Genomic DNA, 24354 nt, shown 5'->3' with positions numbered 1-24354 from the left:
GTGGGGCGGGCCGTAGCGGCCCGCCCCACCGTCACCGGCTCAGCAGGGGCCGTCGTCCCCCCAGACGCCCCACTGGCCGCTCGCGGTCGGCACTTCGTTCAGCGTCCACCACTTGGCGTGGTACTTGTGGCCCTGGTACGAGACCTTGGCGCCGCCGGTGTACACGGTGGCGCTGTCCCAGGGCTGGTCGAGGCAGCTGCCCGGGCTCGTCGGCGGCGTGGTGGGCGGGGTCGTGGGCGGCGTCGTCGGCGGGGTGGTGGGCGGGGTCGCCCCGGCGAAGCGGACCGTGAACTTGGTGAAGTCCCAGTCGTTCTGCGCCACGCTGGAGCAGGAGCCGGACAGCCCCGGGTCGACCGGTCCCGGGCACTGCCGGTCCCGGTTGACCGACCAGTAGGTGTAGCGGGCCAGCTTGTGCGCGAGCGCGAAGTCCAGCACCGCCTGGAAGTCCGCCTGCCGGAAGTACTCGGCCGCGTCGGTGCGCCCGTTCATCAGCGAGACGCCCTCGTGCGCGTAGGCGTCCGCCTCCGACCAGCCGAAGGTGGTGCGCAGCAGCTGGTTGAACTTCACCAGCGCGTCGGTCTGCGCGGCCGCGCCGCTGAAGCCGCCGTCGAACGGCATGATCGAGTAGTTGTCCGGGGTGAAGCCCTGGGCCTTGGCCTCGTTCAGCATCTGCTGGCCGAACCAGCCGGTGCCCGCCGCCGTGGTGCCGGCCGTGGTGATCGAGATGTACAGCCCCGGGTTGTTGCGCTGCAGGATGCGGGCCGCGCCGATCTCGTTGCGGATCGCGGCGGCGTTCTCGTACTCGGGTTCCTCCAGGTCGAAGTCGATCGCCTTCAACTGGTACTTGTCGACGACCTTCTGGTACCCGGCGGCGGTCGCCTCCGGCGTCCCGCAGGTCTGGCCGAGCTTGGTGCCGCCGTAGCCGCCGATCGAGACGGAGACGTCGCCGCCCTTGGCCCGGACGGTCCGGATAACGGCGGGCATGGTGGTGTCGGTGTCGATCGGGGACGTTCCGCCCCAGGCCGGGACGCAGCCGCCCTTGTCCAGGATGAACGCGAGCTGGAAGGCCTTCTGGCCGGTGGCGTCCATCACCGTCGAGACGTCCGGCGGGCTGTTGTCCTCGGGCATCAGGTAGGGCGCGGAGGCGTACCAGTTGCTGCCGATGCCACCCGCGGCGACCGCGGGCCCGCTGTCGGCGGCGGCGACCAGGCCGCCGCCGACCAGCGCGCCGGCCACCAGGCCGAGCACCCCGGCGACGGCGAGGACGCCGCGGGGGGAACGCAGGCGGGGCCTGCGGCCGGACGGGTGCGGGGGCTGGGGCGGGTTCGGCTTTCGGTCCGGTTGTGGGGGAAGTGCACGTTCCATCGGGATCTGCCTCTCCAGGAAACGGCGGACTACGGCCCACCCGCGCCAACAGTGGGGGCGGCGCGCCGGGCCGACGGCGCCCCGCGTCGGGGCCGGGCCGCCGCGAGGCCCTCACTGGTATAGACCTGTCCTGAGGAGCCGTCAACCGCCCCGGCCGCTGCTCCGCGTGCGATCGGGCCCGGGGTCGCGCGCGCCGGCCGGGCGCTCAGCGCGGCCCGGCGGGCCCGGCGTGGCCGGGGTGCAGCGCCGCCAGCAGGCCCGTCACTGCCGGGGACCACGGCCGCCCGGCCGGGCCGGTGAGGGTCAGGGTGCGGTGCGCGGCCGGCCGGATCGGCACCAGGACGCAGTCCGGCGGCAGCATCGGCTGCGCCAGTGCCGGCATCACCGAGACGCCGAGCCCGGCGTGCACCATCCCGATCAGCGTGTTGAGGTCACGGATCCGGTGCCGGGGCGAGAAGCGGACGCCGGCCCGGCGGTAGGCGTCCCGGATGTGCCGTTCGCAACCGCCCTCCGAGAGCAGGAAGTCGTCGTCCTCCAGGTCCGCCACGTCGACGCCCGCCTCGGCCGCGAGCGGGTGGTCGCGGCGGAGCAGCGCGTGCATCGAGTCGGCTCCGAGCGGGACCGCCCCCGGCGGCGGCCGCTCGGCGTCCACCAGGACCGCCGCGTCGACCGTGCCGGCCTCCAGCCAGACGGCCAGTTCGTCGTCCTCGCCCTCGAAGACCCGTACCGTCAGCCGGGGGTGCTCGGACCGCCAGTCGCGCAGCAGCGCCGGCAGCAGCCCCTGGCAGACCGTGGTCGGCGCGGCCAGCCGGACGGTGCCGGTCAGCCCGCCGCTGTGCTGCTCGGCGATCGACCGGACCGCCGAGGCGGAGGCGACCGCCGTCCGGGCGTGCGGCAGGATCCGCGCGCCCAGTGGCGTGGGACGGGCGGGCGCGCCCCGGTGCAGTACGGGCGCGCCGAGGACCCGCTCCAGCGCGGCCACCGCGTGCGAGACCGCCGACTGGCTCACGCCGAGCTCGGCCGCCGCCGCCCCGAAGCCGCCCGCGTCCGCCACCGCGACCAGCGCCCTGAGCTGGGCGAGGTTCACTTCCCCGGTCATGAGAGTTCCTCATTCGTGCGGCACCGTCACTTGTTGGACTCATGGTCGGCCGACCCGGGACCCTCTGTCCATCGAGTACGGGCGGGCCGGCCGCGGCTTCGGGGCGGCGGCGGCCGAGCGCTGTCGGGCCGGAGCGGGCCGGGCCGGGCCCGAGCGGGTCGGGTCGGAGCGGGTGACGGAGCGGGTCGGGGCCGGGTGACGGCCGGAGAGAGGCGGGTGGTCGGAGTGCGAGGGCGCTGGTGGCCGGGGTTCGTGGCACTGTCGGCGATCTGGGGCGCGAGCTTCGCCCTGATCAAGGTGGCGGTGGAGGCGGGGGTGCCCCCGGTCTGGGTGGCGGCCTGGCGCTGCCTGCTCGGCGCGGGCGCGCTGTGGGTGATCCTCGCCGTCCGCGGCGAGAGCGTCCCGCGCGACCCCGCCGTCTGGGGCCACAGCGCCGTCGCCGCGGTGCTGCTGAACGCGGTGCCGTTCGTCCTCTTCTCCTACGGGGAGACCCTGGTCGGCTCGGTACCGGCCGGGGTGCTGAACGCCGCCACCCCGCTGTTCACCCTGCTCTTCGCACTCGCCGTGGTACCCGGGGAGCCCCGGCCCGGCCCACGGCGGCTCGCCGGACTCGCCCTCGGCTTCGCCGGGGTGCTCACCGTACTGGGCGTCTGGCACGGCTTCGGCGGCGCCTCGGCCGGTGGACCGGCCGGGGACGCCGGACCGCACGGGAGCGGCGCGGGCGCGGTGGCCGGCGGACTGGCCTGCCTGGCCGCGACCTGCTGCTACGGCGCCGGCTTCGCCTACCTCCGCCGGCACCTCGCGGACCGTCCGCACTCCGCGACCGCCCTCTCCACCGTCCAGATCACCTGCGGCGGTGCCCAGCTCGCCGTGGCCGCCCCGCTGGCCGCCGGCGCCCCGCACTGGCCCGGGGCCGGGGCCGCGTCCGCCCTGCTGGTGCTCGGCGCGCTCGGCACCGGTGTCGCCTACGTCCTCAACCTCGGCCTGGTCCGCACCGCGGGGACGGCCGTGGCCGCCGCCGTCACCTATGCGACCCCGCTCTGGTCGACGGCGCTCGGGGTGCTGATGCTCGCCGAACCGGTCGGCTGGAACACCCTGGCCGGCGGTCTCGCGGTGATCGCCGCCGTCGCGCTCACCCGGCCACCGGCGGCCGGGGGCGGTCGAGGACCGTCCTTGCTCCGGGGCCGAAGGGCGCGTCAGCCGGTCGGTTAGGGTGGGGCGATGGGCACGGGGCGGGCGACGGCCGAGGACACCGGGGCGGGCGCGACCGGGGCGGTCGGCGCCCCTTCCTCGTTCCTCTCCTCCGCCACCGCCGCCGTCGGGGCCGACGAGGCCGTCCGGGCCGACGCCGGGGCCGCAGGGGCCGCCGACCGGTCGACCGAGGTCGCCGTCCAGGCGGCCCTGCGCGCCCGACCGCTGCGCTTCCCGCTCACCCGCGACTCCCTGCGCTGCTGGGCCTACCTGGCCGCCGGCGCTCTGCTGGGACTGGTGACGGCGGTCCTGCTGCTCGCCCTGGCCGCACTCGGCCTCGGGCTCTCGGTGGTCGGCGTCGGCCTGCCGCTGCTCCTCGCCGTCGCCCTCTCCGGGCTGCCGGCCGGGGCCCTGCAACGCCGCCTGCTCCGGCTCGTCGAACCGGCTCCGGTGCCCGACCCGCACCGGGCCCTCCCCGGGGCCGGTCGCCCCGCCCGGCTGCGCACCCGGCTGCGCGAGCGCGCGACCTGGCGCGAACTCGCCCACACCCTGCTCGTCGCCCCGCCGCTCGCCGCCGCAGCGCTCGGCCTGACCGCCCTGCTGCTGTTCTCCGCGGCGCTGGTCGTCAGCCCGGTGGTGGTGCGGGTGCTCGCCCCCGAGACCGTGATGCTGATCCCCGGCCACGCGGTGCCCGGACCGCTGCACGCGCTCCCGTTCACCGCCGTCGGCCTGGCCGGGCTCTACCTCGGCGGCCACGCCGGAGCGCTGCTCGCCACCGCCCACGTCAGGCTGGCCCGGCTCCTGCTCGGTCCGCGGGAGGAGGATCCCGGTGGCCAGGTCCTCGAACTGACCAGGTCCCGGGCCCGGTTGGCCGACGCCTTCGAGGCCGAGCGCCGCCGCATCGAACGCGATCTGCACGACGGCGCCCAGCAGCAGCTGGTCGCCCTCACCATGACGCTCGGCCTGGCCGCGCACGAACTGCGCGAAGGCGCGGGGGCCGGCGGGGGCGGGGACGCCGGCCGTGGCGGCGCCGGGAGCGGGGACGCCCCGCCCGGCGCGCTCGCGCTGGTCGACCGGGCCCGGGGCGAGGCCCGGCAGGCGCTGGAGCAACTGCGCGGCCTGGTCCGGGGGATCCATCCGCAGGTGCTCACCGACCACGGCCTGGCCGCCGCCGTCGCCGAAGTCGCGCAACGCCACCCGGTCCCCGTCGAGGTCGACCTGGACCTGCCCGGCCGACTGCCGGGCCCCGTGGAGACCACCGCCTACTTCACCGTCACCGAGGCCCTCACCAATGCCGCCAAGCACAGCGGCGCCACCGCCGTCACCGTCCACGGCCGGGTCGCGGCCGGCCAGTTGGTGCTCCAGGTGACCGACGACGGCCGCGGCGGGGCCGACCCGGCCGCCGGAGCCGGACTGCAGGGACTGGCCGACCGGGTGGCGATCCTGAGAGGACGACTGATGGTGACGAGTCCGACCGGCGGGCCGACCAGGCTCCGGCTGGAGGTGCCGTGCTCCGGATAGCCATCGCCGAGGACGCCGTGCTGCTCCGGGCCGGCCTGGTCGAACTGCTCACCCGCGGCGGCCACCTGGTGACCGCCGCCGTCGGCGACGCGGACGCCCTGGCCGCCGCCGTGGACGCCGACCGGCCGGACGTCGTCGTCACCGACGTCAGGATGCCGCCCGGCTTCCGGGACGAGGGGCTGCGCGCCGCGCTCGACCTCCGCGCCCGCCACGCCGACCTGCCCGTCCTGGTCCTCTCCCAGTACGTGGCCACCCCCTACGCGACCCGGCTGCTCGGGGCGGCGGGCGCGCAGCGGGCCGGACTCGGCTACCTGCTCAAGGACCGGGTCGGCGAGGTGTCCGAATTCCTGGACGCGCTGCGGCGGGTGGCGGCGGGCGAGACCGTGATCGACCCGGACGTGGTGCGGGTGCTGCTGCGCCAGCAGTCCGCGGACCGCCCGATCGCCCGGCTGACCCCGCGCGAGCGCGAGGTGCTGGGGCTGATGGCGGAGGGCCTCAACAACCAGACCGTCGGCGCCCGGCTGAACATCACCGAGGCGTCGGTGGTCAAGCACTGCGGCAACATCTTCATGAAGCTCGACCTCGACCCGGTGGAGGGCAACCGCCGGGTGCTCGCCGTCCTGGCCCACCTCGCCGACCTCCAGGGCGAGTAGCAGCCGTTCGGGGTCCGGACCGGGTGGCCGGTGCCGGGAGCTCCGGCCACCCGGTCGATCCGTTCCCGAACCCTGGACGAGCTCCCGGCGCCGCCGGCGGTGGCGAGCGGGGCCGCCGCCGAACGACGCTCAGGCCGCCGGCCGGAGCGGCGGGTTGTCGAGGAGGAGGTCGTGGCCGACGTCGGTGAGGGTGTGGCGGACCTGCCTGCCCTCGCGGCGGGTGGCGATCAGGCCGGCCGTGCGCAGGGCGGCGGCATGGGCGGAGGCCGAGGGCGGGGTGACGCCGAGCCGCCGGGCGAGCTCGGTGGTGGAGCAGTCGCTGCCGGCGACGGCGCGCAGGACACGGGCCCGGGCCGGGCCGAGCACGGCGGCGAGGCCGTCGGCGGCCGGTGACCGGGTCGCGGGCCCGGCGGCCGGGGCGGCGACGGGGGCGGCGATCGGGTGCAGCAGCAGGCTCTGGCGGTCCGGTCCGGCCAGCAGGCTGATGCTCCGTTGGACGAAGTAGTTGGGCCGCAGCTCCAGGCCCCGGCCACCGAGTTCGAAGGAGCCCTCCAGGTCGCCGAGGGTGCACTCCAGCACCCCTTCGTCCCGCCAGACGGCATTCGGGTGGAGCGAGTCGAGCATCCCGCCGATCCCGGAGCGGGCGGCGGTGCGGGCCCGGGCGGCGATGTCGGCCTCCAGGGCGCGGCGGATGTCGGGCCAGTCCGGGGCGAGGCAGGCCCGGAACAGCGCCCAGGCGCCGTCGGCGACCTCGAGCAGGCCCCGGCTGCCGTCCTCGCGCAACCGGGCCAGGGCGGCCGGGAGGCCGGCGCCGTCGCCGTCGCCGAACATCGCGACCCCCTCCTCCACGGCCTGCTGCGGGACGGAGAGCAGCGCGTCGAGCTCGTCGGTCAGCTGCCGCCGGACGTCGTCGAGGTCGGCCACCAGGAAGTCGGGGACGCCGATCGGGCTCGCGTTGACCACCTCGAGGAAGCGCACGGCCCGGTGCGGCACGTGCCGGCGGACGTCCCGCCACCAGCGCTCGCCGCGCGACCCGCTGCCCTGGTGCACACCCGACCGGGCCGAACCGGCCATCAGATGGTCGAACGGTGATATGACGAACCGGGTCCTCGCGAGGTCCGCGACCCCGAACCTCAGTGCGATCACGAACCTTCCTCCGCCCCCGCAGTCGTTCTGACCTGCCCCGTTGTCGACTATTAGGCCCAGAGGCTAATGCATGGCCGTTCGGCCGCTCCGGTTGGCATGCTCTCTCTCGTCGGCGCGGCGGAGGCCAGCTCCGGCCCCCACCACGAGGGGAGTGGGGGCCGGGGCACGATCCTCGACCGGGCGTCCGTGGATCCGGACGCCCGGCGCCGCCCGGCGGACCGGGCCCGGTCTGACGCGGCCTCACCGGTGCTGAGCTGGCCTGACGTGGCCTCACCGGGCTTCGGTCGAGCGCGGGTCGAGCGGGTCCGGCGGGGTGGGTGGGTCGAGCGGGGTGGGTGGGGCGAGGAGGGCGGCCAGGCGGTCGGCGGTGGTGTCCCAGGACCAGTGGGTGCGGACCCACTGGCGGCCGGCGGCGCCCATCCGGTCGCGTTCGGCGGCGGGGGCGCGCAGGATGCCGGTGATCGCCGCCGCGACGGCGACCGGGTCGCGGCCGTCCACCACTGTGCCGTTGACGCCGTCCAGAACGGCGTCCGGCGCGCCGCCCGAGCGGCCCACCACCACGGGCAGTCCGGCGGCGGCCGCCTCCAGGAAGACGATGCCGAGGCCCTCGGCCTCCAGTCCGCCCCGGCGGGTGCGGCACGGCATCGCGAACACATCGGCCGAGGCGTAGTCGGCGGGCGTCAGCGCGTGCTCGTGGCCGCCGGCGAAGACGACCGCGCCGGGTTCGGCGTGCCGCCGGGCGAGTTCGCGCAGCCGGCGTTCGTCGGGGCCCCGGCCGACCAGGACCAGCACCGCCCCCGGCACACTGCGCCGGATCAGCGGGAGCGCCCGGACGAGGGTGTCCTGCCCCTTGCGCGGGACGAGCCGCGCCACACAGAGGATCACCGGTGGACGCGGGTCGGCGGCCTCCTCGCGCGTCCCCGGGCGGAACAGTTCGGTGTCGACGCCCGGGACCAGCCGCTCCAGCCGGGGCGCCGGGCCGAGCGCGGGGGCGATCCGCGCGCGGGTGTGGGCGCCGAGGTAGGTGACGACGTCGACGCTGTCGCCGATCCGCCGCAGCAGGCGCCGGGCGACGGGGGTGCGGGCCCACCAGATCTCGTGGCCGTGGGTGGTGGCGACGGTCCTCCGTATGCCGGGCGCCTGCCGCCGCAGCCCCGGGGTCATCGCGGCGAGCGGGGCGGCGGCGCCGAACCAGACCCGGTCGCACCCGTGCGCCCGGGCGATCTCGGCGGCCCGCCGGGTCACCCGGGGGGTGGGCAGCAGCATCCGGGACCGGTCGCGGACCACCGGGAACGGCAGCGCGGCGTCGTGCCGTTCGGCACCCGGTTCGGCCGAGGTGTAGACGACGACCTCCCCGGCCGGCAGCCGGGTGGCCATCGCGTGGACGAAGGTCTCGATGCCGCCCTGACGGGGCGGGAAGTCATTGGTGACGACGAGGGTGCCGGTCATGGCGCGGGAACCACCTGGGGTGCGTGCGGACGGGGTGCTTGCGGCTGGGGTGCTTGCGGACGGGGTGCTTGCGGCTGGGGTGTCTGCGGACGGGGGAGGAGTGTCGGTCGGGAGGCCCGGGAGATTCGGGCGAACCGGGTGGTGGCGGAGCCGGGGAAGCGGGGGAAGCGGGGGAGGGGGGTGAGCCGGGGGAGCAGCGCCAGGAGGGCGGGCAGCGCGAGGTAGCCGAACCGCCCGGCGGGGGCGAGCAGGAACGCCAGGGCGAGGCCGACGGCGAGCCGGTCGCAGGCGGCGCGGGTGTCCAGTGGCGGGTGGAGCAGCAGGGACCGGGCGACGGCGACCCCGGCGAGCAGCAGCAGGATCACGGCCGCGTACCAGCCGGCCGGGCCGAGGTCGGCGAGCAGTCGTCCGGGCAGCGGGCTGCCGGCCGGGGTGGGCAGGTCGCCGCGTCCGGTGGGGAAGGCGAACACCTGCTGCAGCAGCGGTCCCGGGGAGCGCAGCGCGGAGGGCAGCACCAGGGCGGCCGCGCCGGCGGTGGCGGTCACGGCGGCCCGCAGCGCCGCACGCCGTCCGGCGGTGGCCGCGAGCAGGGCGACGACCACCGCGACCGCCGGCCAGGCCGTCCACTTGAGCGCGCAGGCCAGGGCGAGCGCCCACCCGGCGGCGACCGGCCGGGCCCGGCCGGCCAGCGCGAGGGCGAGGACGCACAGGCCGGTCAGCGGCAGGTCGACCCCGCTGACGCACAGCGGCAGCGCGACCACCGGCGAGGCGACGAGCGCCGCGACCGGGAGCACGGCGAACGGAACGGCGGGCAGCGCACCCGTACGCACTGCCACGCTCCTTGCCGTGCGGCCGGGCCGTACGGGGCGGTGCCGGGTCGGCAGGGCGGCGGCCAGGCAGCCGAGGAACGCGGCGGCGCACCAGAGCCGGGCGTCCCCGGCCACCCTGGCCGGCCAGCCGTCCGCACCGAACAGGGCGCGGGGCAGCCCGAACAGTGCCGTCCCGGGGAGGTAGGGCGTGACCTCCGCGACCGTGCGCGGCTCGGCCAGGTACGGCGTACCGTGCCGGAGCAGCAACGCGCCGGAGCGCTCGATGACGGTGACCTCGCTCTGCCCCTGCCCGCCCACCACCAGGAGGAGCAGCGGCACGAGGACCGCGCCGAGGAGCGCGACCGCCACCGAGGCCGCGGGCGCCCGCCGTCGGGGCAGCACGAGCACGGCGACCGCCGCCGCCAGGTACCCCGCCGCCGCGCACAGCCCCCAACTCCGGTGCGGGCCCAGCCCGGACACGACCGGGAACGCCCCCGCCCACCCGGCGGCGAGTACCCACCCGCCGCACCACAGCGCCCGCCGCCCGCCGGGAGGACGGGGGACGCGGTGGGCCCGACCGGAGCCGTCGGCGCGAGGACCGTGTCGAGGACCGGGGCGGGGTCCGGGTCGGCGAGGACCCGTTCGGGGTCCGGGGCGGTGCTCGGGGCGGGGCCCGGTGCCGGGGCGGCGGGCGGAGTGGCGGGCAGGGTGAACGCCAGGGCGGACGTCGGGGTGAACGGCAGGGCCCGGAACGGGCGGACGCGGGGTACGGACGCGGTGAATCAGCACCACTTCATTGCAGCGGCGCAGGTCAGCGAGGTCATGGCGGTCAGGTCGAGTCCTACGGTCGGGTTTCCCCTACCACCGGGCGGGCGCACGGGGCGGCCCCCGGGCTCCGGGACGGGTGCGGGCGGTGCGGACGACGGGCACGGCGCTGGGTTCCTCCTCGGCAGCGGACTGTCCGGACAAGGGAATTCGTATCCGATCTGACGTTCGGTGTCCAACGAATTACACACGGTGCCGATGTCTCGCTATCGTGGGCGGCGTGGTGAAGTCCTGGGACATGGCGGTCGAGCGGGTGCAGGAACGATTGGCCGCGGCGCCCGCCCTGCGGGCGGTGACCGAGGGGGAGGGGCGCGAGTTCGCGCTCTGGGACCTCGCGGCCTGCGCCGAAGGGGAGTTGGGCGAGCTGGTCGACCCGGCGGAGATCGGCCCGGCCGAAGAGGCCCGGCTGCGCGCCAGGCTCGGCGAGTCCGGCCGCGAATGGCCGGGCGGCGAACTCTACCGGCGCCGCTACTGGCTGCTGGGCGACGGCGGCCCGCGCGCCCCGGGTGGCCCCGGCGGACCCGCTGGGCCGGTCGGGCCGGTCGGGCCGGTCGGGACCGTCGCGGTCGACAACTGGACCAGGGGAGCGGGCCAGTTGGCGGTCTCCTCGCTCTATCTGCGCCCCGACGCGCGCGGCCGGGGCCTGGCCGCCGCCGCCCTCGACCGGGTCTACCGCGCCGCCACCGCCGAGGGCCTGTCCGGCTACCGGCTGGAGGCGGACTGGGCCTGGCCCCGGGCCGTCCACTACTACCTGCGCCGGGGCCTCTGGGTGCGGTCCTGGAAGCACACCATCGGTCTCACCCGGATGCCCCAACTCCCGCCCTACCGGGTCCGGGAGGAGCAGGAACGACTGGTGCTGCTGGTCGCCGACCGGCCGTCGGGCGCCCCCGCCGGAGAGGTCTGGACGCCGCTGCTCGCCGCCGGCCGCGAGGGCCGCTGGCTGCGGCTGGACGAGACCGCCGCCTATCGGCAGGCGGACGGCTGGGTGCACGACTACGCCCGCTCGACGCTCGCGCTGCACCTGGCTCTCGCCGGCCGTCCGCTGGTCCGCGGCCCGCAGTGGTGGGCGGAGGCCTGGCGCTGGTCCGACGGCGGGGAGCCGGAGGGGCTGGCGCACTGGCTCGAGCGGTTCGAGCGACGGCGCGGTGCCGCCGGCCGGACGTCCGCTCCGTCCGGAGCGGTCCCGTCCGGAGCCGTTCTGCCCGGAGTCATGCCGTCCGGACCCATGCCGTCCGGACCCATGCCGTCCGGAGTCACTCCGCCCGGATCCACCCCGCCCGAGGTCGGTCTGCCCGCCCCCGCACCGGCCCCCCGCCCCGGCGCGGTGGCACCGTAGGGCCGAGGCCCGGCGCTGCCGCCCGGGGCCGGGCCCGGGCCCTGGGAGACTCGGCAGCATGGCAGAGATCGAGATCGACGGCGGCCCCGCCGACCCCGCCCGGCTGGCGGCCCTGGGCCTGCTCAACTACGGCCACTTCACCACCCTGCGCGCCGAGTCCGGCCGCGCCCGCGGCCTCACGCTCCACCTGGAGCGCCTGGTCCGCGACTGCCGCACGGTCTTCGGCGCCGAGCTGGACCCCGTCGAGGTCCGGGCCCGGATCCGCCGGGTGCTCCCCGCCGACGGCGCGCCGGTGATCGTCCGGGTGACCGTGTTCGACCCGGCGCTCGGCCTGGAACGCCCGGCCGCCCCCGCCGCGCCCCGTCTGCTGGTCACCACCCGCCCCGCGCCGGCCGCCGCACCCAGCCCGCTGCGGGTCCGCACCACCGCGTACCGGCGCGAGTTGCCGGAGGTGAAGCACGTGGGCCTGTTCGGCCTGCTCCACCAGCGCCGGCTCGCCCAACTCGACGGCTACGACGACGCCCTGCTGCTGGACGGTGCCGGCCGCCTCGCCGAGGGTGCCACCTGGAACCTCGCGCTGCACGACGGCCGCGCGCTGGTCTGGCCGGACACCGATGCCGCGCTGCCCGGAGTCACCGCCGCACTGCTCGCCCGCGCCCACCGGGGCCCGCAGCGGCACGAGGCGCTCGCCCCGGACGGCCTGGAGGGCTTCGTCGCCGCCGTCGCCGTCAACGCGGGCGCGGGCGTCCGCCCGATCGCGGCGATCGACGGCACCTCCTTCGACCCGGCCCACCCGGCCGTCGCGGAGCTGCGCGTCGCCTACGAGGGCGTGCCGGGGGAGGAGATCTGATCCGACGTCACGGAGTCGCGGGGTCGGTACCGAACGGCCCAGGTACTGCCGGTGGACCGGGGGTTCGGATCCGGGGGTTCGGATCCGGGGTTCGGATCCGGGGTTCGGATCCACCCCCGGGCGGCCGGGGGGATAACCCCACCCCACGTCCGCCGGTGGCCTCCATGGTCCGCCGCACCCCGCCTTCCTAGCCTGGAACACGTCGACCACCGGCGACGATCCACGAAGGAAGGCCCACCATGTCACCCCGCCGTTCCCGCCTCCGGCCCGAGCCCACCGGCCAGCCCGCCGCGTTCCACGGGAACGCCGCGCCCGCCGCGCCCGCCGCGATCGAACTGCGGGGCGTCCGGCGCAGCTACGGCCGGGGCGCCGAGGCGGTGCACGCCCTGCGCGGCATCGACCTGGCGCTCGGCCGGGGCACGTTCACCGCCGTGATGGGCCCCTCCGGCTCCGGCAAGAGCACCTTCCTGCAGTGCGCGGCCGGCCTGGACCGCCCGACCGCCGGCGAGGTCCACCTGGGCGGTGAGGAGATCACCCGGCTGAGCGAGGACCGGCTGACCAAGCTGCGCCGCGGCCGGATCGGTTTCGTCTTCCAGTCCTTCAACCTGCTGCCCTCGCTGACGGTGCTGCAGAACGTGCTGCTCCCGCTGCGTCTCGCCGGCGAGCGCCAGGACCGCTCCCGGGCCCGGGAGCTGCTGGCCCGGGTCGGCCTCGGGGAGCACGCCGGGCGTCGGCCGGGGCAGCTGTCCGGCGGCCAGCAGCAGCGGGTGGCGATCGCCCGGGCGCTGATCACCGATCCGGACGTGGTGTTCGCGGACGAGCCGACCGGCGCGCTGGACACCCGTACCGCGCACGAGGTGCTCGGCCTGCTGCGGACCGCGGTCGACACCATGGGAGCCACCGTCGTGATGGTGACCCACGACCCGGTGGCGGCCTCGTTCGCCGACCGGGTGGTGTTCCTGGCCGACGGGGCCCTCGCCGACGAGCTCTACCGGCCGGACCCGAAGACGGTGGCCGACCGGATGGTGTCGCTGACCGCGCGCCCGCTGGGGGCGGCGGCATGAGCAACGGACTCGCCCGCGCCTCGGTGCGCTTCCGTCCTGCCTCCTTCGTCGGGACCTTCGTCGCCCTGTTCTTCGCCGCCGCCGTGATCACGGCCTGCGGCACCCTGCTGCAGTCCGGCATCACGGCCTCGGTGCCGGCCGGCCGGTACGCGGACGCCCCCGTGGTGGTGGCCGCCGACCAGACCGTCGGCATCACCTTCCGGCAGGGCGACGACACCGACACCGAGGAGCAGCCCCTCCCCGACCGGGCCCGGGTGGACGCGGCACTGACGGCGCGGATCGCCGCGCTGCCGGGGGTGGCCGCGGCCCGCCCGGACAGCGCGTTCCCGGTGCAGGGCGGGCCGTCGCCGGTCACCGGTCAGGGGCAGGTCACCGGCCAGGGGCAGTCCACCGGTCAGAGGCAGTTCACCGGCCGGGGCTTCGCCGCGCTCGGCATCGCCGGCCCGCAGGACCGCCTGCTCGAGGGCCGCGCCCCCGGCGCCGGCGAGGTCGTGCTCGACGCCGACACCGCGCGCGCCGCGCAGCTGGCCCCCGGCGGCACCGTGGCGCTCACCGCGCCGGGCGGCGGCGGGAGCTACCGGATCTCCGGCCTCGCGGCCCCGCAGTCGGCCGGACCCACGGCCTGGTTCGCCGACCAGCAGGCCGACCGGCTCTCCGGCCACCCCGGCCGGGTGGACGCGATCGCCGTCCAGCCGCGCGGGGGGCTGGCCGCCGAGGACCTCGCCGCCCAGGTCGGGGCGGCCGTCGGTGGTGCCGCCGAGGTGCGGACCGGCCGGGACCGGGGCACCGTCGAGCAGCCGGAGCTCGCCGGCGCGCGCGAGGCGCTGGCCGGGATCGGCGGCTCGTTCGGCGGCGTCGCCACCATGACCGCCGTCTTCGTGGTGGTCTCCACCGTCGCGCTCGCCACCGGCCAGCGCGCCCGTGAGTTCGCGCTGCTGCGCGCCGTCGGCGCCACGCCCCGGCAGATCCGCCGCACCATCGCCACCGAGGCGATGCTGGTCGCGCCGCTCGCCGCCGCGAGCGGCATCCTGCCCGGCCTCGGTCTGGCCCGCTGGTGGTTCGACGGGATGGTGGAGCGCGGGGCCGTCCCCGCCGCCGTCGAACTGTCCGTCGGAGCGCTGCCGATGCTCGCGGCGGTGGTGCTGTGCACGCTCGCGGCGCTCGCGGCCGGCTTCTTCGCGGCCCGCCGCCCGGCCCGGATGCGGGCGAGCCAGGCGCTGGGCGCGGCCGCCGTCGAACCGTCGCGGCCGGGGTGGATCCGCACCGGCCTGGGCCTGCTCTTCGCCGTCGGCGGCACCGTGCTCGCCGGGGTCGCCGCCGGGCTGAACGGCACCGACGCCGCCAACACCGCGCTGGGCGTGGTGATGTGCTTCCTGACGGCGGTCGCCCTGCTCGGCCCCTGGGTGGCCCGGGTCGCGGCCGGACTGCTCGGGGTGCCGCTGCGGGCCGGCGGCGCGCCCGGTTCGCTGGCGGCCGACAACACCCGCGCCAACGCCCGCCGGCTGGCCTCGGCGATCACGCCGATCGCCATGGTCACGGCCTTCTGCGGCACCCTGCTGTTCATGCAGAGCACCGTCCGGCACGAGAGCGGCGAGCAGGTGCGGGCCGGTCTCACCGCCGACCACGTGCTCGGGTCCACCGGCCCCGGTCTTCCGGCGGCCGTGCCGGGTGCCGCCGCCGGTGCCGGTGCCGCCGCTGCCGCCGGGACCCCCGGGGTGGTCGAGCGGGCGGCCGCGGTGCCCGGGGTGGAGGCGGCCGTCGGCGTGCTGCGCACCGGCGTCGTCCACCGCAACGGCCACGAGCTGGACTCGGTCACCGCGCTGGGCGTCACCGGCGACCCGTCCCGGCTGCCCCGGGTGCTCGACCTCGACGTCCGCACCGGCGCGCTCGCCGACCTGGGCCGCGCCCCGGACACCGTGGCGCTGGACGCCGCCCTCGCCTCCGCCCTGGGCGCCGAGGTGGGCGAGCGGGTACCGCTCTGGCTCGGCGACGGGACGGAGACCCGTCCGCTGGTGGTCGCCACCTACGGGCGCGGGCTCGGCTTCGGCCAGGTGCTGCTGCCGAGGGCGGCGGTCGCGGAACACGTCACCTCGGCGTACGACCAGCAGGTGCTGGTCGCGGACGCGCCCGGCGCGGACCGGGCGGCGGTCGCCCGGGCGCTGGCGGGGCTCGGTGTCCCGGGGATGACCGTCACCGACCGGGCCGGATTCGCCGCGCAGGCGGACAAGGACCAGGAGATGGGTGCTTGGGCGAACGCCGTGATGGCCGGGGTGCTCGGCGGGTTCGCCGCGGTCACGGCGGCCAACACCCTGGTGATGACGGTGCTCGACCGGCGGCGCGAGGTGGCGCTGCTGCGGCTGGCCGGGACCACCCGGGGGCAGGTGCGCCACATGATGCGCTGGGAGGCGCTGCTGGTGGCCGCGACCGGTCTGGGGGTCGGTGCGGTGATCGCCTGGGTCACCCTGGTTCCGATCACCCGGGGCCTCACCGGCGCCACTCCGTACGTACCGCCGGGGACGGCGCTGCCGCTGGCGGCCGGGGCGGTGGCGCTCTGCCTGGCCGCGACGGCCCTGCCGGCCAGGGCGCTGCTGCGGTCCCGTCCGATCGCGATGGGCGGCGGCAAGCAGTAGCGGCTTCGAGCAGTAGCGGCCTCGAGCGGCAACGGCGCGAGGCGGGGAGCGGCGCGAGGCGGGGCGGGCTTCGGGTCCGGGCTCCGGTCCATCGAGGGCGACGGGGGTGTCGTCGGCGGACCGGGGTTCTTCGCGTGCGCGGGGCTGCGCACGCGAGCCCGCGCGTAACGCGAGCATGCACGCCCCCGCGCGTACGGCCCCGGACGCGCGGGGGCAGGCCGGGGTGCGACGGGGGATCGCGGTGGAGGAATGCGCGGGGCCGTCGTACCGGCCGTCCGGGTGACAAAGCCGCGGCGATGAGCCGCGCGAGAGTGACCGTAAGCCGCAAAGCGCTTGATCCGCGCAGATAGTGATGTGTGATCAGTTACGCTCACGGCCGCGTCCGTCCAGGTGGCGCGCGTCCGTAGTGCCACGTCACACCCACCCGTTCCCGCGCCGAGTGCGTCCGGCATGCCCGTCATCCCGGCCTGCCCGCTCCGCCGCGGTGCCCGGCAGAGAGAAGGCCGACCGTTGAGCAGTCCCCCCGTGGCCCGCACGCCCCGCCTGCCGTCGTTCCCCCTGGTGGGCCGGTCGGCCCCGGCCCCGGCCGTTCCGTCGGGGGGCCGCCTGCCGCGGCTGCTGCTGCGGGCCACCGCGACCGGGTCGGCCCTGCTGGGGCTGGCCCAGACGGTGCTGGCCGGAAGCTTCCTGAACGGCCACTACGAGGCGCTCCGGGCACACGAGCTGGCCGCGATGGCCCTGGGCGGTCTGCTGCTCGCCCAACTGCCGGTGGCCGCCCTGGTCCGCCGGGGCGGGGGAGCGGGCGGCGCGCGCGGGCCGTGGTGGCCGCTCGGCGCCACCCCGCTGCTGCTGGCCGCGTTCGGGGCGCAGATGGGGGCCGGCTACGAACGGGCGGTCGGTGTGCACGTCACCCTGGGCGTGCTGCTGGTCAGCGGGCTGCTGTTCGGCCTGGTCGGGGCCTGGCGGCCGGTCCCGGTGCCCCGGGCGACGGCGACGCCGGACGTCGGACGGGACGCCGAAGCGGAAGCCGCGGACGGAGGCGGACCGGGCGCCGGGCCGGGCGCGGGGCCGGGCGCGGGGCCGGAAGCGAGCCCGGCCGCCGGAGCCGGTGACGGCGGCTCCGGCCGGCTGCCCCGGCCCACCGGGGCGGGGGCCGACGCGGTGGAGGTGACGCCGTGAACCGCCGCCGGTTCCTCGGTGCGGGCGTGGCCGTGCTCGGCGCGGGCGCCGTCGGGGCCCTCGCCGGTCCGGCGACCGCCCGGCTCCTGGCCGAGGCGCGGCCGGGCCGGCTGCTGAGCAGCGCGGTCCCGCTGCCGGCGGCGTTCCAGGTGCCGCTGCCCGTTCCGGCGGTGCTCGCCCCCGTCCGCTCCGACGCCACCGCGGACCACTACGAGCTCACCCAGCAGATCGCCCGGCTGGAGATCCTGCCCGGCCTGCGGACCGAGGCCTGGACGTACGGCGGGACCTTCCCCGGCCCGACCGTGGTGGCCCGCTCCGGCCGGGAGATGGTGGTGCGGCACCGCAACGAGCTGGCAGTGCCCACGGTGGTCCACCTCCACGGCGGCCACACGCCGGCGGAGAGCGACGGCTACCCGGTGGACCTGCTGCTCCCGGTCGGCTCGTCCGCCGACCGCTCCACCTGGGCCGCCCACGCCGACCAGTCCGGCCACGCGATGGCGGGCATGGCGGGAATGGCGGGCATGGCGGGCATGGCGGGAACGGCGGGCGCCGCGGACCGCTCCCGGACCGTCACCGGCGAGCGCACGTACGGCTACCCCTGCCGGCAGCGCGCCGCCACCCTCTGGTACCACGACCACCGGATGGGCTTCACCGGCCCCGGCGTGTGGCGTGGCCTGGCCGGCTTCCACCTGGTCCGCGACGAGGAGGAGGACGCCCTGCCGCTGCCGCGCGGCGAACGCGAGCTCCCCCTGATGCTCGCCGACCGGTCCTTCGCCGCCGACGGCTCCTTCGCCTACCCCGCCGCCGACGCGACCCTCGCCGTCCCCGGCGTCACCGAGGACTACATGAACGGTGTCCTCGGCGACGTCGTCCTGGTCAACGGCGCCCCCTGGCCGCGCGCCGAGGTCGACCGGGCGCGCTACCGGCTGCGCGTGCTCAACGCCTCCAACACGCGCCTCTACCGGCTCGAACTCGACCCGCAGCCGTCCGGCGGCGGCGCCCTGGTCCAGATCGGCGGCGACGGCGGCCTGCTGGAGCAGCCGATCGCGCACGACGCGGTCGAGATCGCGCCCGCCGAGCGCTTCGACCTGGTGGTCGACTTCTCCCGCTACCCGGCCGGCACCCAGGTCCGGCTGATGAACCGGTTCGGCAGCGGCCGGACGGAGGAGGTCATGCTCTTCGACGTCTCCTCGCGGCCGGTGCGCGACGACTCGACGGTCCCCGAACGGCTCTGCACCCTGGAGCGGCTCGACCCGGCCGCGGCCGTCACCACCCGGGTCTTCGGCTTCCGGCGCAGCCGCAACGCGGGCTGGACGATCAACAACCAGCCCTACGAGCCGGGCCGCGCGCTCGCCCGGCCTGCGCTCGGTACCACCGAGATCTGGCGGTTCTTCTCGGACGTCCACCACCCCGTCCACGTGCACCTGAACGCCTTCCAGGTGCTGTCCCGCAACGGCAAGGACCCGGGGCCGTACGACGCGGGCTGGAAGGACACCGTGGACCTGCGGCCGGCCGAGGCGGTGGAGGTGCTGGTGCGGTTCACCGACTACGCGGGGACGTACATGCTGCACTGCCACAACCTGGAGCACGAGGACATGGCGATGATGGCGGACTTCGTCGTCGAGTGACCGGCGCTGCCGTGCCGGGCGGTGGTTCCGGGCGGTGTTCTGTCGGGTGCTGCCGTGCCGGGCGCTGCGGTGCCGGGTGCTGCGGTGCCGGGTGCTGCCCTGTCCGGTGATGTCCTGTCCGGTGCTGCTCTGCCCGGTGCTGCTGTGCCCGGGCGGCGTGGTCGGGCACGGCCCGTTCGGCGGAGCGCGGGCGGGTGACCGGACGCCCGGCCCGCCGGGCCGCCCCGTCCGGGTGCTCCACCCTTCCGGCCCGCCCCGGCCCCGGTGCGGGCCGGCCGCTCCCGGTGCGGACCGTCCGCTTCCGGTGCGGACCGTCCGCTTCCGGTGCGGGACGTCCGGTCCCGACATGCCGCGTCGCCGGACGTGATCTAGCGTCGCGGGGAGGACCGCGGGAGCATCCGGGTCCTACCGGACGGGGGAACCGCTGGACGGACGCACCGAGGAGCCGCGCATGACCAGTCCGACCGAACGCCGGCGGCGCGGCCGGGCCGCCCGCGAACGCGTACCGCGTTCCGCCCACGGCCCCTGGATCCCCGCAGCCGACCGGCCCGACCCGCTGGCCGTCCTGGCCCGGCAGGCCGAGGACCGGCTCGCCGATCTCGGCCCGATCCGCTACGGCCGGATGGCCGAGTCGCCGTTCGCCTTCCTGCGCGGCTCCGCCGCCGTCATGGCCGCCGACCTGGCGGCCGTCCCGGACACCGGGATCACGGTGCAACTCTGCGGCGACGCACATCTGTTGAACTTCGGCGTGTACGCCTCGCCGGAGCGTGCGCTGCTCTTCGACGTCAACGACTTCGACGAGACCTACCCCGGCCCGTTCGAGTGGGACGTCAAGCGTCTCGCCGCCAGCGTCGCGGTCGCCGCCCGCGACAACGGCCACAGCGAGGAGCAGGTCCGCCGGGCCGCGTTCACCGCCGCGCAGGGCTACGCCGTCGCCGTGCGCCGCCTCGCCGGGATGGGTGAACTCGACGTCTGGTACGCCCGGATCGACGCCGAGGACATCCTGCCGCTGGTCCACAAGGCCAGTCGCCGCAAGCGCGTCGAGGCCAACCTGGACAAGGCCCGCCGCCGCACCAGCCTCCAGGCCTTCAGCAAGCTCACCGAGAAGGGCGAGGACGGCCGGCGCCGGATCGTCGACGACCCGCCGCTGATCGAGCGGCTGCCGGAGGACGAGCTGCGGAAGCTCGGCAAGATCTACGGCGACTACCGGGCCACCCTCGCCGAGGACCGCCGCGTCCTGCTCGACCGGTTCCAACTGGTGGACGTCGCCCGCAAGGTGGTCGGGGTCGGCAGCGTCGGCACCCGGTGCTTCATCCTGCTGCTGTCCGGGCGGGACGAGCGCGATCCGCTGTTCCTGCAGATCAAGGAGGCCGGGCGGTCCGTGCTGGAGGACCACCTGCCCGTCTCGCGGCCGTCCGCCGAGGCCCCGGTGGTCCACGGCGGCCGCCGGGTCGTCACCGGGCAGCACCTCATGCAGGCGGCCAGCGACATCTTCCTCGGCTGGACCACCGGCCCGGCCGGGCGGCACTTCTACGGCCGCCAGCTGCGCGACATGAAGGGCTCGGCGGACGTCGCCCGGATGACGCCCGCCGATTTGCGGCAGTACGCCGACCTCTGCGGCCGCACCCTCGCCCGCGCGCACGCCCGCTCCGGTGACCGGTTCGCGGTCGCCGGCTACCTGGGCCGCTCGGACGCCTTCGCCGAGGCCATCGCCGACTTCTCGGTCCGGTACGCCCACCGGACCGCCGCCGACCACGCCGAACTGCTGGCGGCGGTCGACGCCGGCACGGTGACGGCGCACCGGGGCGTCTGAGGAGTTGGGCGTTCGACCAACGGGGCGGGGTCGCACAGTTGGGAGCCTGGCCAATAGTGGGCTTCGGGTGGGCTGGGGGCCCGAAGTATCGGAACGCCATATTGGGCAAATGACCAATATGGCGCCCGGGTGATTGGGTGTCCGACCAACGGCCAATGTGGTGACCTGGGTCGGGGTGCCGATCGGCAGGGTGTCCAACAGTTGGCCGTCCGGTCAAAGGGGGGCGTGGGGTTGGTCGTCCGACCAATAGCACGTTCGCGAAATTGGTCGCCCGGACAACAGGGTCAACGGGCAATTGGGCACTCGACCAACTAGGCGTCCGGCCGGGATGAGCCCCCGTCCCGAGAGTTCACCGGGCCATTCCCGCCGGGGAATGGCCCGGCGGCCCCGATCCGGCTACAACTGGCTGTCGTGGACTTCCCCAGTACGCTCCGAGAGCGCCGCACCGGACGCCGTCTCAGCCAGCTCGAGCTTGCCGGCCGGGCGGGTACTACCCAGCGCCACCTCAGCTTCATGGAGTCGGGGCGGTCGGCGCCCGGGCGCGGCATGGTCGTCCGGCTCGCCGAGTCGCTCGACCTGTCGCTGCGCGAACGCAACGAGCTCCTGCTGTCGGCCGGTTATGCCCCCGTGTACGCGGAGTGCCCGCTCGACGGGCCCGAGCTGGCGCCCGTCCGGTCCGCCCTCGGTCACATCCTGGAGGGTCATCTCCCCTATCCCGCCGTGGTGGTGGACGGCCGCGGCGACATCGTCGCCGCCAACGCCGCGCTCGGACTGCTGACCGAGGGGATCGCACCGGAGCTGCTCGGCCGGGGCGCGAACGCCTACCGGCTCGCCCTGCACCCGGCCGGGCTCGCCCCGAGGATCGTCAACTTCGCGGCATGGTCCCGGCACGTCCTGGCGGCCACCTCCCGCCTGACCGAGCTGCACGACGAACTGGCGGGTTATGTGCCGCCGTTGGACGAGTCCCCGGCCGCCCGGGATCCGTTGGGGTTCGCCGTTCCGCTCCGTCTGCGCAGCCCGTACGGCGAGTTGCACCTGATGACCACGGTGACCACGTTCGCCACCGCCGTCGACGTCACGCTCGCCGAACTGCGACTGGAGGCGTTCCTGCCGGTCGACGAGCCGACGGCCGCCGCCCTGCGCGCCTATGCGGAACAGGAGCCGGGGGATCAGAGCCCGGGGAACTGGTAGTCGGTCGCGATCCGGCCGTCCTCGTCCAGTACCAGCACCTCCACCCCGCCGCCGAGCACCTCCGCCTCGCCCGGACGCACCATCACCCAGGTGAGCTTGACGGCGTCGCCGACCCGGATCGCCTCGCCCTGCCCGCGGAAGGCGTAGCCGCCGTCGGCCACGAACTCCTGGTGCGCCCGCGCCACCCGTCGCTCCAGTGCGTCATGGCCGCGCGCCTCCAGCACGGTGTCCGCGAAGCCGAGTTCGGCCGCTCGCTCGCGCATGTCCTCGGGCGGCTGGAGCAGGTGGACGCAGTCCGCCGCCCACAGCTCCTCGATCGCCCGCCGCCGCCGGTCCGGGTCGGGCTCGTTCCAGAGCGCGACGTAGCGATCGGCGATCCGCTTGCCGGTGCCGGTGCCGGTGCCGGTGCCGGCGCCTGCGTCTGCGTCGGTGCCTGCGGCGGTGTCGGTCTTCGTGCTCATGGTGCCTTCCTCGTTCCCCTGGTGGCTCTCGCGGCTCTCCTGTGCCGCCCATCCTGGGCGGTCGACGGAGGCCCGACAATTCCCGGCGGGGAATGCCGACGGCCTCTCCGGGCCCCGTCCACCGGCGGGGGAGAGGCCCCGCCGAGTGGTGGATTGCGAACCGCGCGGCCCCCGCCGAACGGCGGTGTTCGGACACCGAGCGTGCACCAACCACCCTTGGTGGAACAGTCCTTGAGGCACGATCGGGGCACCATTCACCAATCGGACATGTCTTCGACAACCTGATTTCTCGTCAGTAACATGACGATCCGCGCGGCCGTGCGGGCCGCGCTCCCCTTTGCCACCACCCACCCTCGTTCCCGGGCGGGCGGGCACCGTCCGTGCGCCGCCGCCCGTGTGGAACACGCCGCTGAAAGAGCCCCGGTGAAGAGTCCTCTCGTCCCGGCCGTCCGGCCTGCCCTCGCCTCCCTGCTCCTGCTCGGCGTCGCCGCCTGCGGGCCCGCGTCCGGTGACGGACGGGCCGCTTCTGTCACCCTCGACGTGCCTTCCGCCGTCCCGGTCGCCGCCGCCGGCGCGGCTGACCCGGCGGCCCCCGCGTCCGGTGGATCCCCGGCCGCGCACGCCTCGGCGGCCGCCACCGCCCGTCCCGCCGGCAAGGCGACCGCTCCGGCCCCCGGCGGATCCTCCACCGCCGCGCCCCCGGCCCCCTCCGCCCCGGCCGCCGCTGCCGTGGCGTCGCCGACGGGCCCCGCCCCGCTGCCGGTCACGGCCGCGCAGCCCGGTGCGCAGACGGTAGCCGTCGGCACCCCGTCGACCGACGGCTCGGCCGCCGCCCCGGCAGCGGCCACCGACCTACGGCTCACCGCCTACGACCCGGCCGCCGGCACCGCCGTCCTGTCCCCGTCAGCCGCATCAGCCGCGTCCGCCGCACCCGCCGCGTCCTCGGCTCCCGCCTCGGCTGCCGCCTCCGCTCCCGCTCCCGGCCCCGCCACGTCCTCCACCGTCCCCGCCCTCACCCAGGCCGTCCAGCCCGGGCGCCTGCTCGCCAGCCCGCCCAGCGACGCCGCCCCTCAGGGCGCGCTCCTCGCCGTCACCGCCGTGCACCCCGGCGCCGGCAACACCCTGAGCCTCGCCACCCGCCCCGCCACCCTGCCCGAACTGCTGGGCGCCGCCGAGGCCGACGGCACGGTCCCCGTCGACCCCAGGGCGATCAAGGTCACCCCGCTGGTCAAGGACGTCACGGCCACCGTCGGCCGGGAGAACGGCACCACCAAGGCGGAGGCGTCCGGGACCCTGGAGGTCAACGCCAGGGCCCCGATCCCGCTGCCCGGCGGCGCCACCGCCGAGGCCGGCGGCGAACTCGTCCTCCACCCGACAGTGCGCTTCGCCTACCACGGCGCCGGCGTCGGCACCCCGCGCACCGCCTCCATCGGCTTCGACCTCGGCGCCCGCGCCCACTGGAAGGTCACCGGCGACTTCGCCCGCGCCACCGCCGCGCCGGTCCGCGTCCCCTTCGCCAAGCTCCAGGCCAGCCCGGTGCTGACCGTCGCCGGGCTGCCGGTCGTCGTCAACCTGGCCCTCACCTGCTACCTGGAGGTCGGCGCCGACGGCCAGGTCCACGTCGAGGCCGAGCAGGAGGCGACCGGTACCTGGGCGGTCCGCGCGGACTGGACCGGCGGCGGCCGGGGCTGGACCTCCTCCGCCGATGCCCCCGACACCAAGGTGTCCCCGGTCCACGTCCGTCTCGACGGCAAGGCCTCCGTCCGCGCCACCCTCGGCACCGAGGTCAGCGTCGGCCTCTACGACGCGGTCGGCGTCGAGGCCACCGTCGCCCCCTACCTCCAGGCCAAGGCCGACGGTTCCCTCGCCGTGGACGTCCCCGGCGGCGCGCCCCGGATCCAGGGCAGCTGGGGTCTGGTCGGCGGCATCGACCTCAACGGCGCCCTCCTCGCCCACCTCAAGATCTTCGGCACCCCGCTGATCGAGGGCAGGCTCCCCCTCCCGCCCTTCCACCGCGAGTGGCCCCTCCTCACCGGCGCCCTGCCCACCCCGGCGGCCCCGAAGGGCTGACCCGGATCCCCGCCGACCGAACGCCCCTCCGCCGCAGGCTCCCTGCGGCGGAGGGGCGTTCCGGGCTCGGGGAT

18 protein-coding genes are annotated in these 24354 nt (G+C 76.5%); 12 read left to right on the top strand and 6 right to left on the bottom strand.

The window, feature by feature from the left end; genetic code table 11:
- Positions 1-39: 39 nt before the first annotated feature.
- Together ACIPYS_RS27970 and ACIPYS_RS27965 are read right to left on the bottom strand one after the other, a co-directional pair.
- Positions 40-1239 carry a carbohydrate-binding protein gene (locus ACIPYS_RS27970; protein ID WP_400751061.1) on the bottom strand — a complete coding sequence of 400 codons (1200 nt, stop codon included), beginning with the start codon at positions 1237-1239 and terminating at the stop codon, positions 40-42.
- A 331-nt stretch (positions 1240-1570) separates the two neighbouring features.
- On the bottom strand, positions 1571-2464 hold the full coding sequence (locus tag ACIPYS_RS27965; protein ID WP_093859854.1) for a LysR family transcriptional regulator: 894 nt from the start codon (positions 2462-2464) through the stop codon (positions 1571-1573).
- 216 nt (positions 2465-2680) lie between these two features.
- Here ACIPYS_RS27965 and ACIPYS_RS27960 point away from each other — a divergent pair, with 216 nt between their 5' ends.
- The 3 genes from ACIPYS_RS27960 to ACIPYS_RS27950 are packed head-to-tail and all read left to right on the top strand — an operon-like array spanning position 2681 to position 5829.
- The gene (locus ACIPYS_RS27960; protein WP_400751019.1) at positions 2681-3676 is read left to right on the top strand and encodes a DMT family transporter; all 996 of its coding nucleotides are present in this window, start codon (positions 2681-2683) and stop codon (positions 3674-3676) included.
- Between the two features lie 9 nt (positions 3677-3685).
- The gene (locus tag ACIPYS_RS27955) at positions 3686-5176 is read left to right on the top strand and encodes a sensor histidine kinase (protein ID WP_400751016.1); all 1491 of its coding nucleotides are present in this window, start codon (positions 3686-3688) and stop codon (positions 5174-5176) included.
- Positions 5164-5829, top strand: a complete 666-nt coding sequence (locus tag ACIPYS_RS27950) for a response regulator (RefSeq protein ID WP_400751013.1) — start codon at positions 5164-5166, stop codon at positions 5827-5829. Before ACIPYS_RS27955 ends, ACIPYS_RS27950 begins: the two co-directional genes overlap by 13 nt.
- 129 nt (positions 5830-5958) lie before the next feature.
- Here the strand turns inward: ACIPYS_RS27950 and ACIPYS_RS27945 are convergent, their stop codons facing one another.
- From ACIPYS_RS27945 to ACIPYS_RS27935, 3 genes are all read right to left on the bottom strand, one after another.
- Positions 5959-6975 (bottom strand): ArsR/SmtB family transcription factor, encoded by a 1017-nt coding sequence (locus ACIPYS_RS27945; RefSeq protein WP_400751010.1) that lies wholly within the window; start codon positions 6973-6975, stop codon positions 5959-5961.
- A gap of 270 nt (positions 6976-7245) precedes the next feature.
- Positions 7246-8424, bottom strand: a complete 1179-nt coding sequence (locus tag ACIPYS_RS27940; protein WP_400751007.1) for a glycosyltransferase family 4 protein — start codon at positions 8422-8424, stop codon at positions 7246-7248.
- Complete coding sequence (locus tag ACIPYS_RS27935; protein ID WP_400751004.1) at positions 8421-9713, bottom strand: hypothetical protein; 1293 nt, start codon at positions 9711-9713, stop codon at positions 8421-8423. The genes ACIPYS_RS27940 and ACIPYS_RS27935 overlap by 4 nt, the downstream gene beginning before the upstream one ends.
- 565 nt (positions 9714-10278) lie before the next feature.
- Between ACIPYS_RS27935 and ACIPYS_RS27930 the strand changes: the two genes are divergently transcribed.
- The 8 genes from ACIPYS_RS27930 to ACIPYS_RS27895 all read left to right on the top strand — a co-directional run bounded on the left by ACIPYS_RS27930 (position 10279) and on the right by ACIPYS_RS27895 (position 21749).
- Positions 10279-11394 (top strand): GNAT family N-acetyltransferase, encoded by a 1116-nt coding sequence (locus ACIPYS_RS27930; protein WP_400751001.1) that lies wholly within the window; start codon positions 10279-10281, stop codon positions 11392-11394.
- A 58-nt stretch (positions 11395-11452) separates the two neighbouring features.
- Entirely contained in the window at positions 11453-12244 is a 792-nt protein-coding gene (locus ACIPYS_RS27925; protein ID WP_400750998.1) for an aminotransferase class IV, read from the top strand.
- A 239-nt stretch (positions 12245-12483) separates the two neighbouring features.
- Entirely contained in the window at positions 12484-13308 is an 825-nt protein-coding gene (locus ACIPYS_RS27920; RefSeq protein ID WP_093859846.1) for an ABC transporter ATP-binding protein, read from the top strand.
- Entirely contained in the window at positions 13305-15938 is a 2634-nt protein-coding gene (locus ACIPYS_RS27915) for an FtsX-like permease family protein (RefSeq protein WP_400750993.1), read from the top strand. The genes ACIPYS_RS27920 and ACIPYS_RS27915 overlap by 4 nt, the downstream gene beginning before the upstream one ends.
- Positions 15939-16448: 510 nt before the next feature.
- The gene (locus tag ACIPYS_RS27910; protein ID WP_400750990.1) at positions 16449-17117 is read left to right on the top strand and encodes a hypothetical protein; all 669 of its coding nucleotides are present in this window, start codon (positions 16449-16451) and stop codon (positions 17115-17117) included.
- The gene (locus ACIPYS_RS27905; protein ID WP_400750987.1) at positions 17114-18745 is read left to right on the top strand and encodes a multicopper oxidase family protein; all 1632 of its coding nucleotides are present in this window, start codon (positions 17114-17116) and stop codon (positions 18743-18745) included. The genes ACIPYS_RS27910 and ACIPYS_RS27905 overlap by 4 nt, the downstream gene beginning before the upstream one ends.
- Positions 18746-19196: 451 nt before the next feature.
- Positions 19197-20558: a DUF2252 domain-containing protein gene (locus ACIPYS_RS27900; RefSeq protein WP_400750984.1), complete on the top strand. Its 1362-nt coding sequence runs from the start codon at positions 19197-19199 to the stop codon at positions 20556-20558.
- Between the two features lie 411 nt (positions 20559-20969).
- Positions 20970-21749 (top strand): helix-turn-helix domain-containing protein, encoded by a 780-nt coding sequence (locus ACIPYS_RS27895; RefSeq protein WP_400750981.1) that lies wholly within the window; start codon positions 20970-20972, stop codon positions 21747-21749.
- On the opposite strand, the gene ACIPYS_RS27890 is transcribed toward ACIPYS_RS27895, so the two are convergent.
- Positions 21728-22210 (bottom strand): hypothetical protein, encoded by a 483-nt coding sequence (locus ACIPYS_RS27890; protein ID WP_400750978.1) that lies wholly within the window; start codon positions 22208-22210, stop codon positions 21728-21730. The genes ACIPYS_RS27895 and ACIPYS_RS27890 overlap by 22 nt on opposite strands.
- A 423-nt stretch (positions 22211-22633) precedes the next feature.
- On the opposite strand from ACIPYS_RS27890, the gene ACIPYS_RS27885 reads away from it, so the two are divergent.
- On the top strand, positions 22634-24280 hold the full coding sequence (locus ACIPYS_RS27885; protein WP_400750975.1) for a hypothetical protein: 1647 nt from the start codon (positions 22634-22636) through the stop codon (positions 24278-24280).
- Positions 24281-24354 lie beyond the last annotated feature (74 nt).

Source organism: Kitasatospora sp. NPDC089913 (assembly GCF_044748625.1).
Classification (GTDB): domain Bacteria; phylum Actinomycetota; class Actinomycetes; order Streptomycetales; family Streptomycetaceae; genus Kitasatospora.
This window is presented reverse-complemented; position numbering and strand designations above follow the sequence as displayed.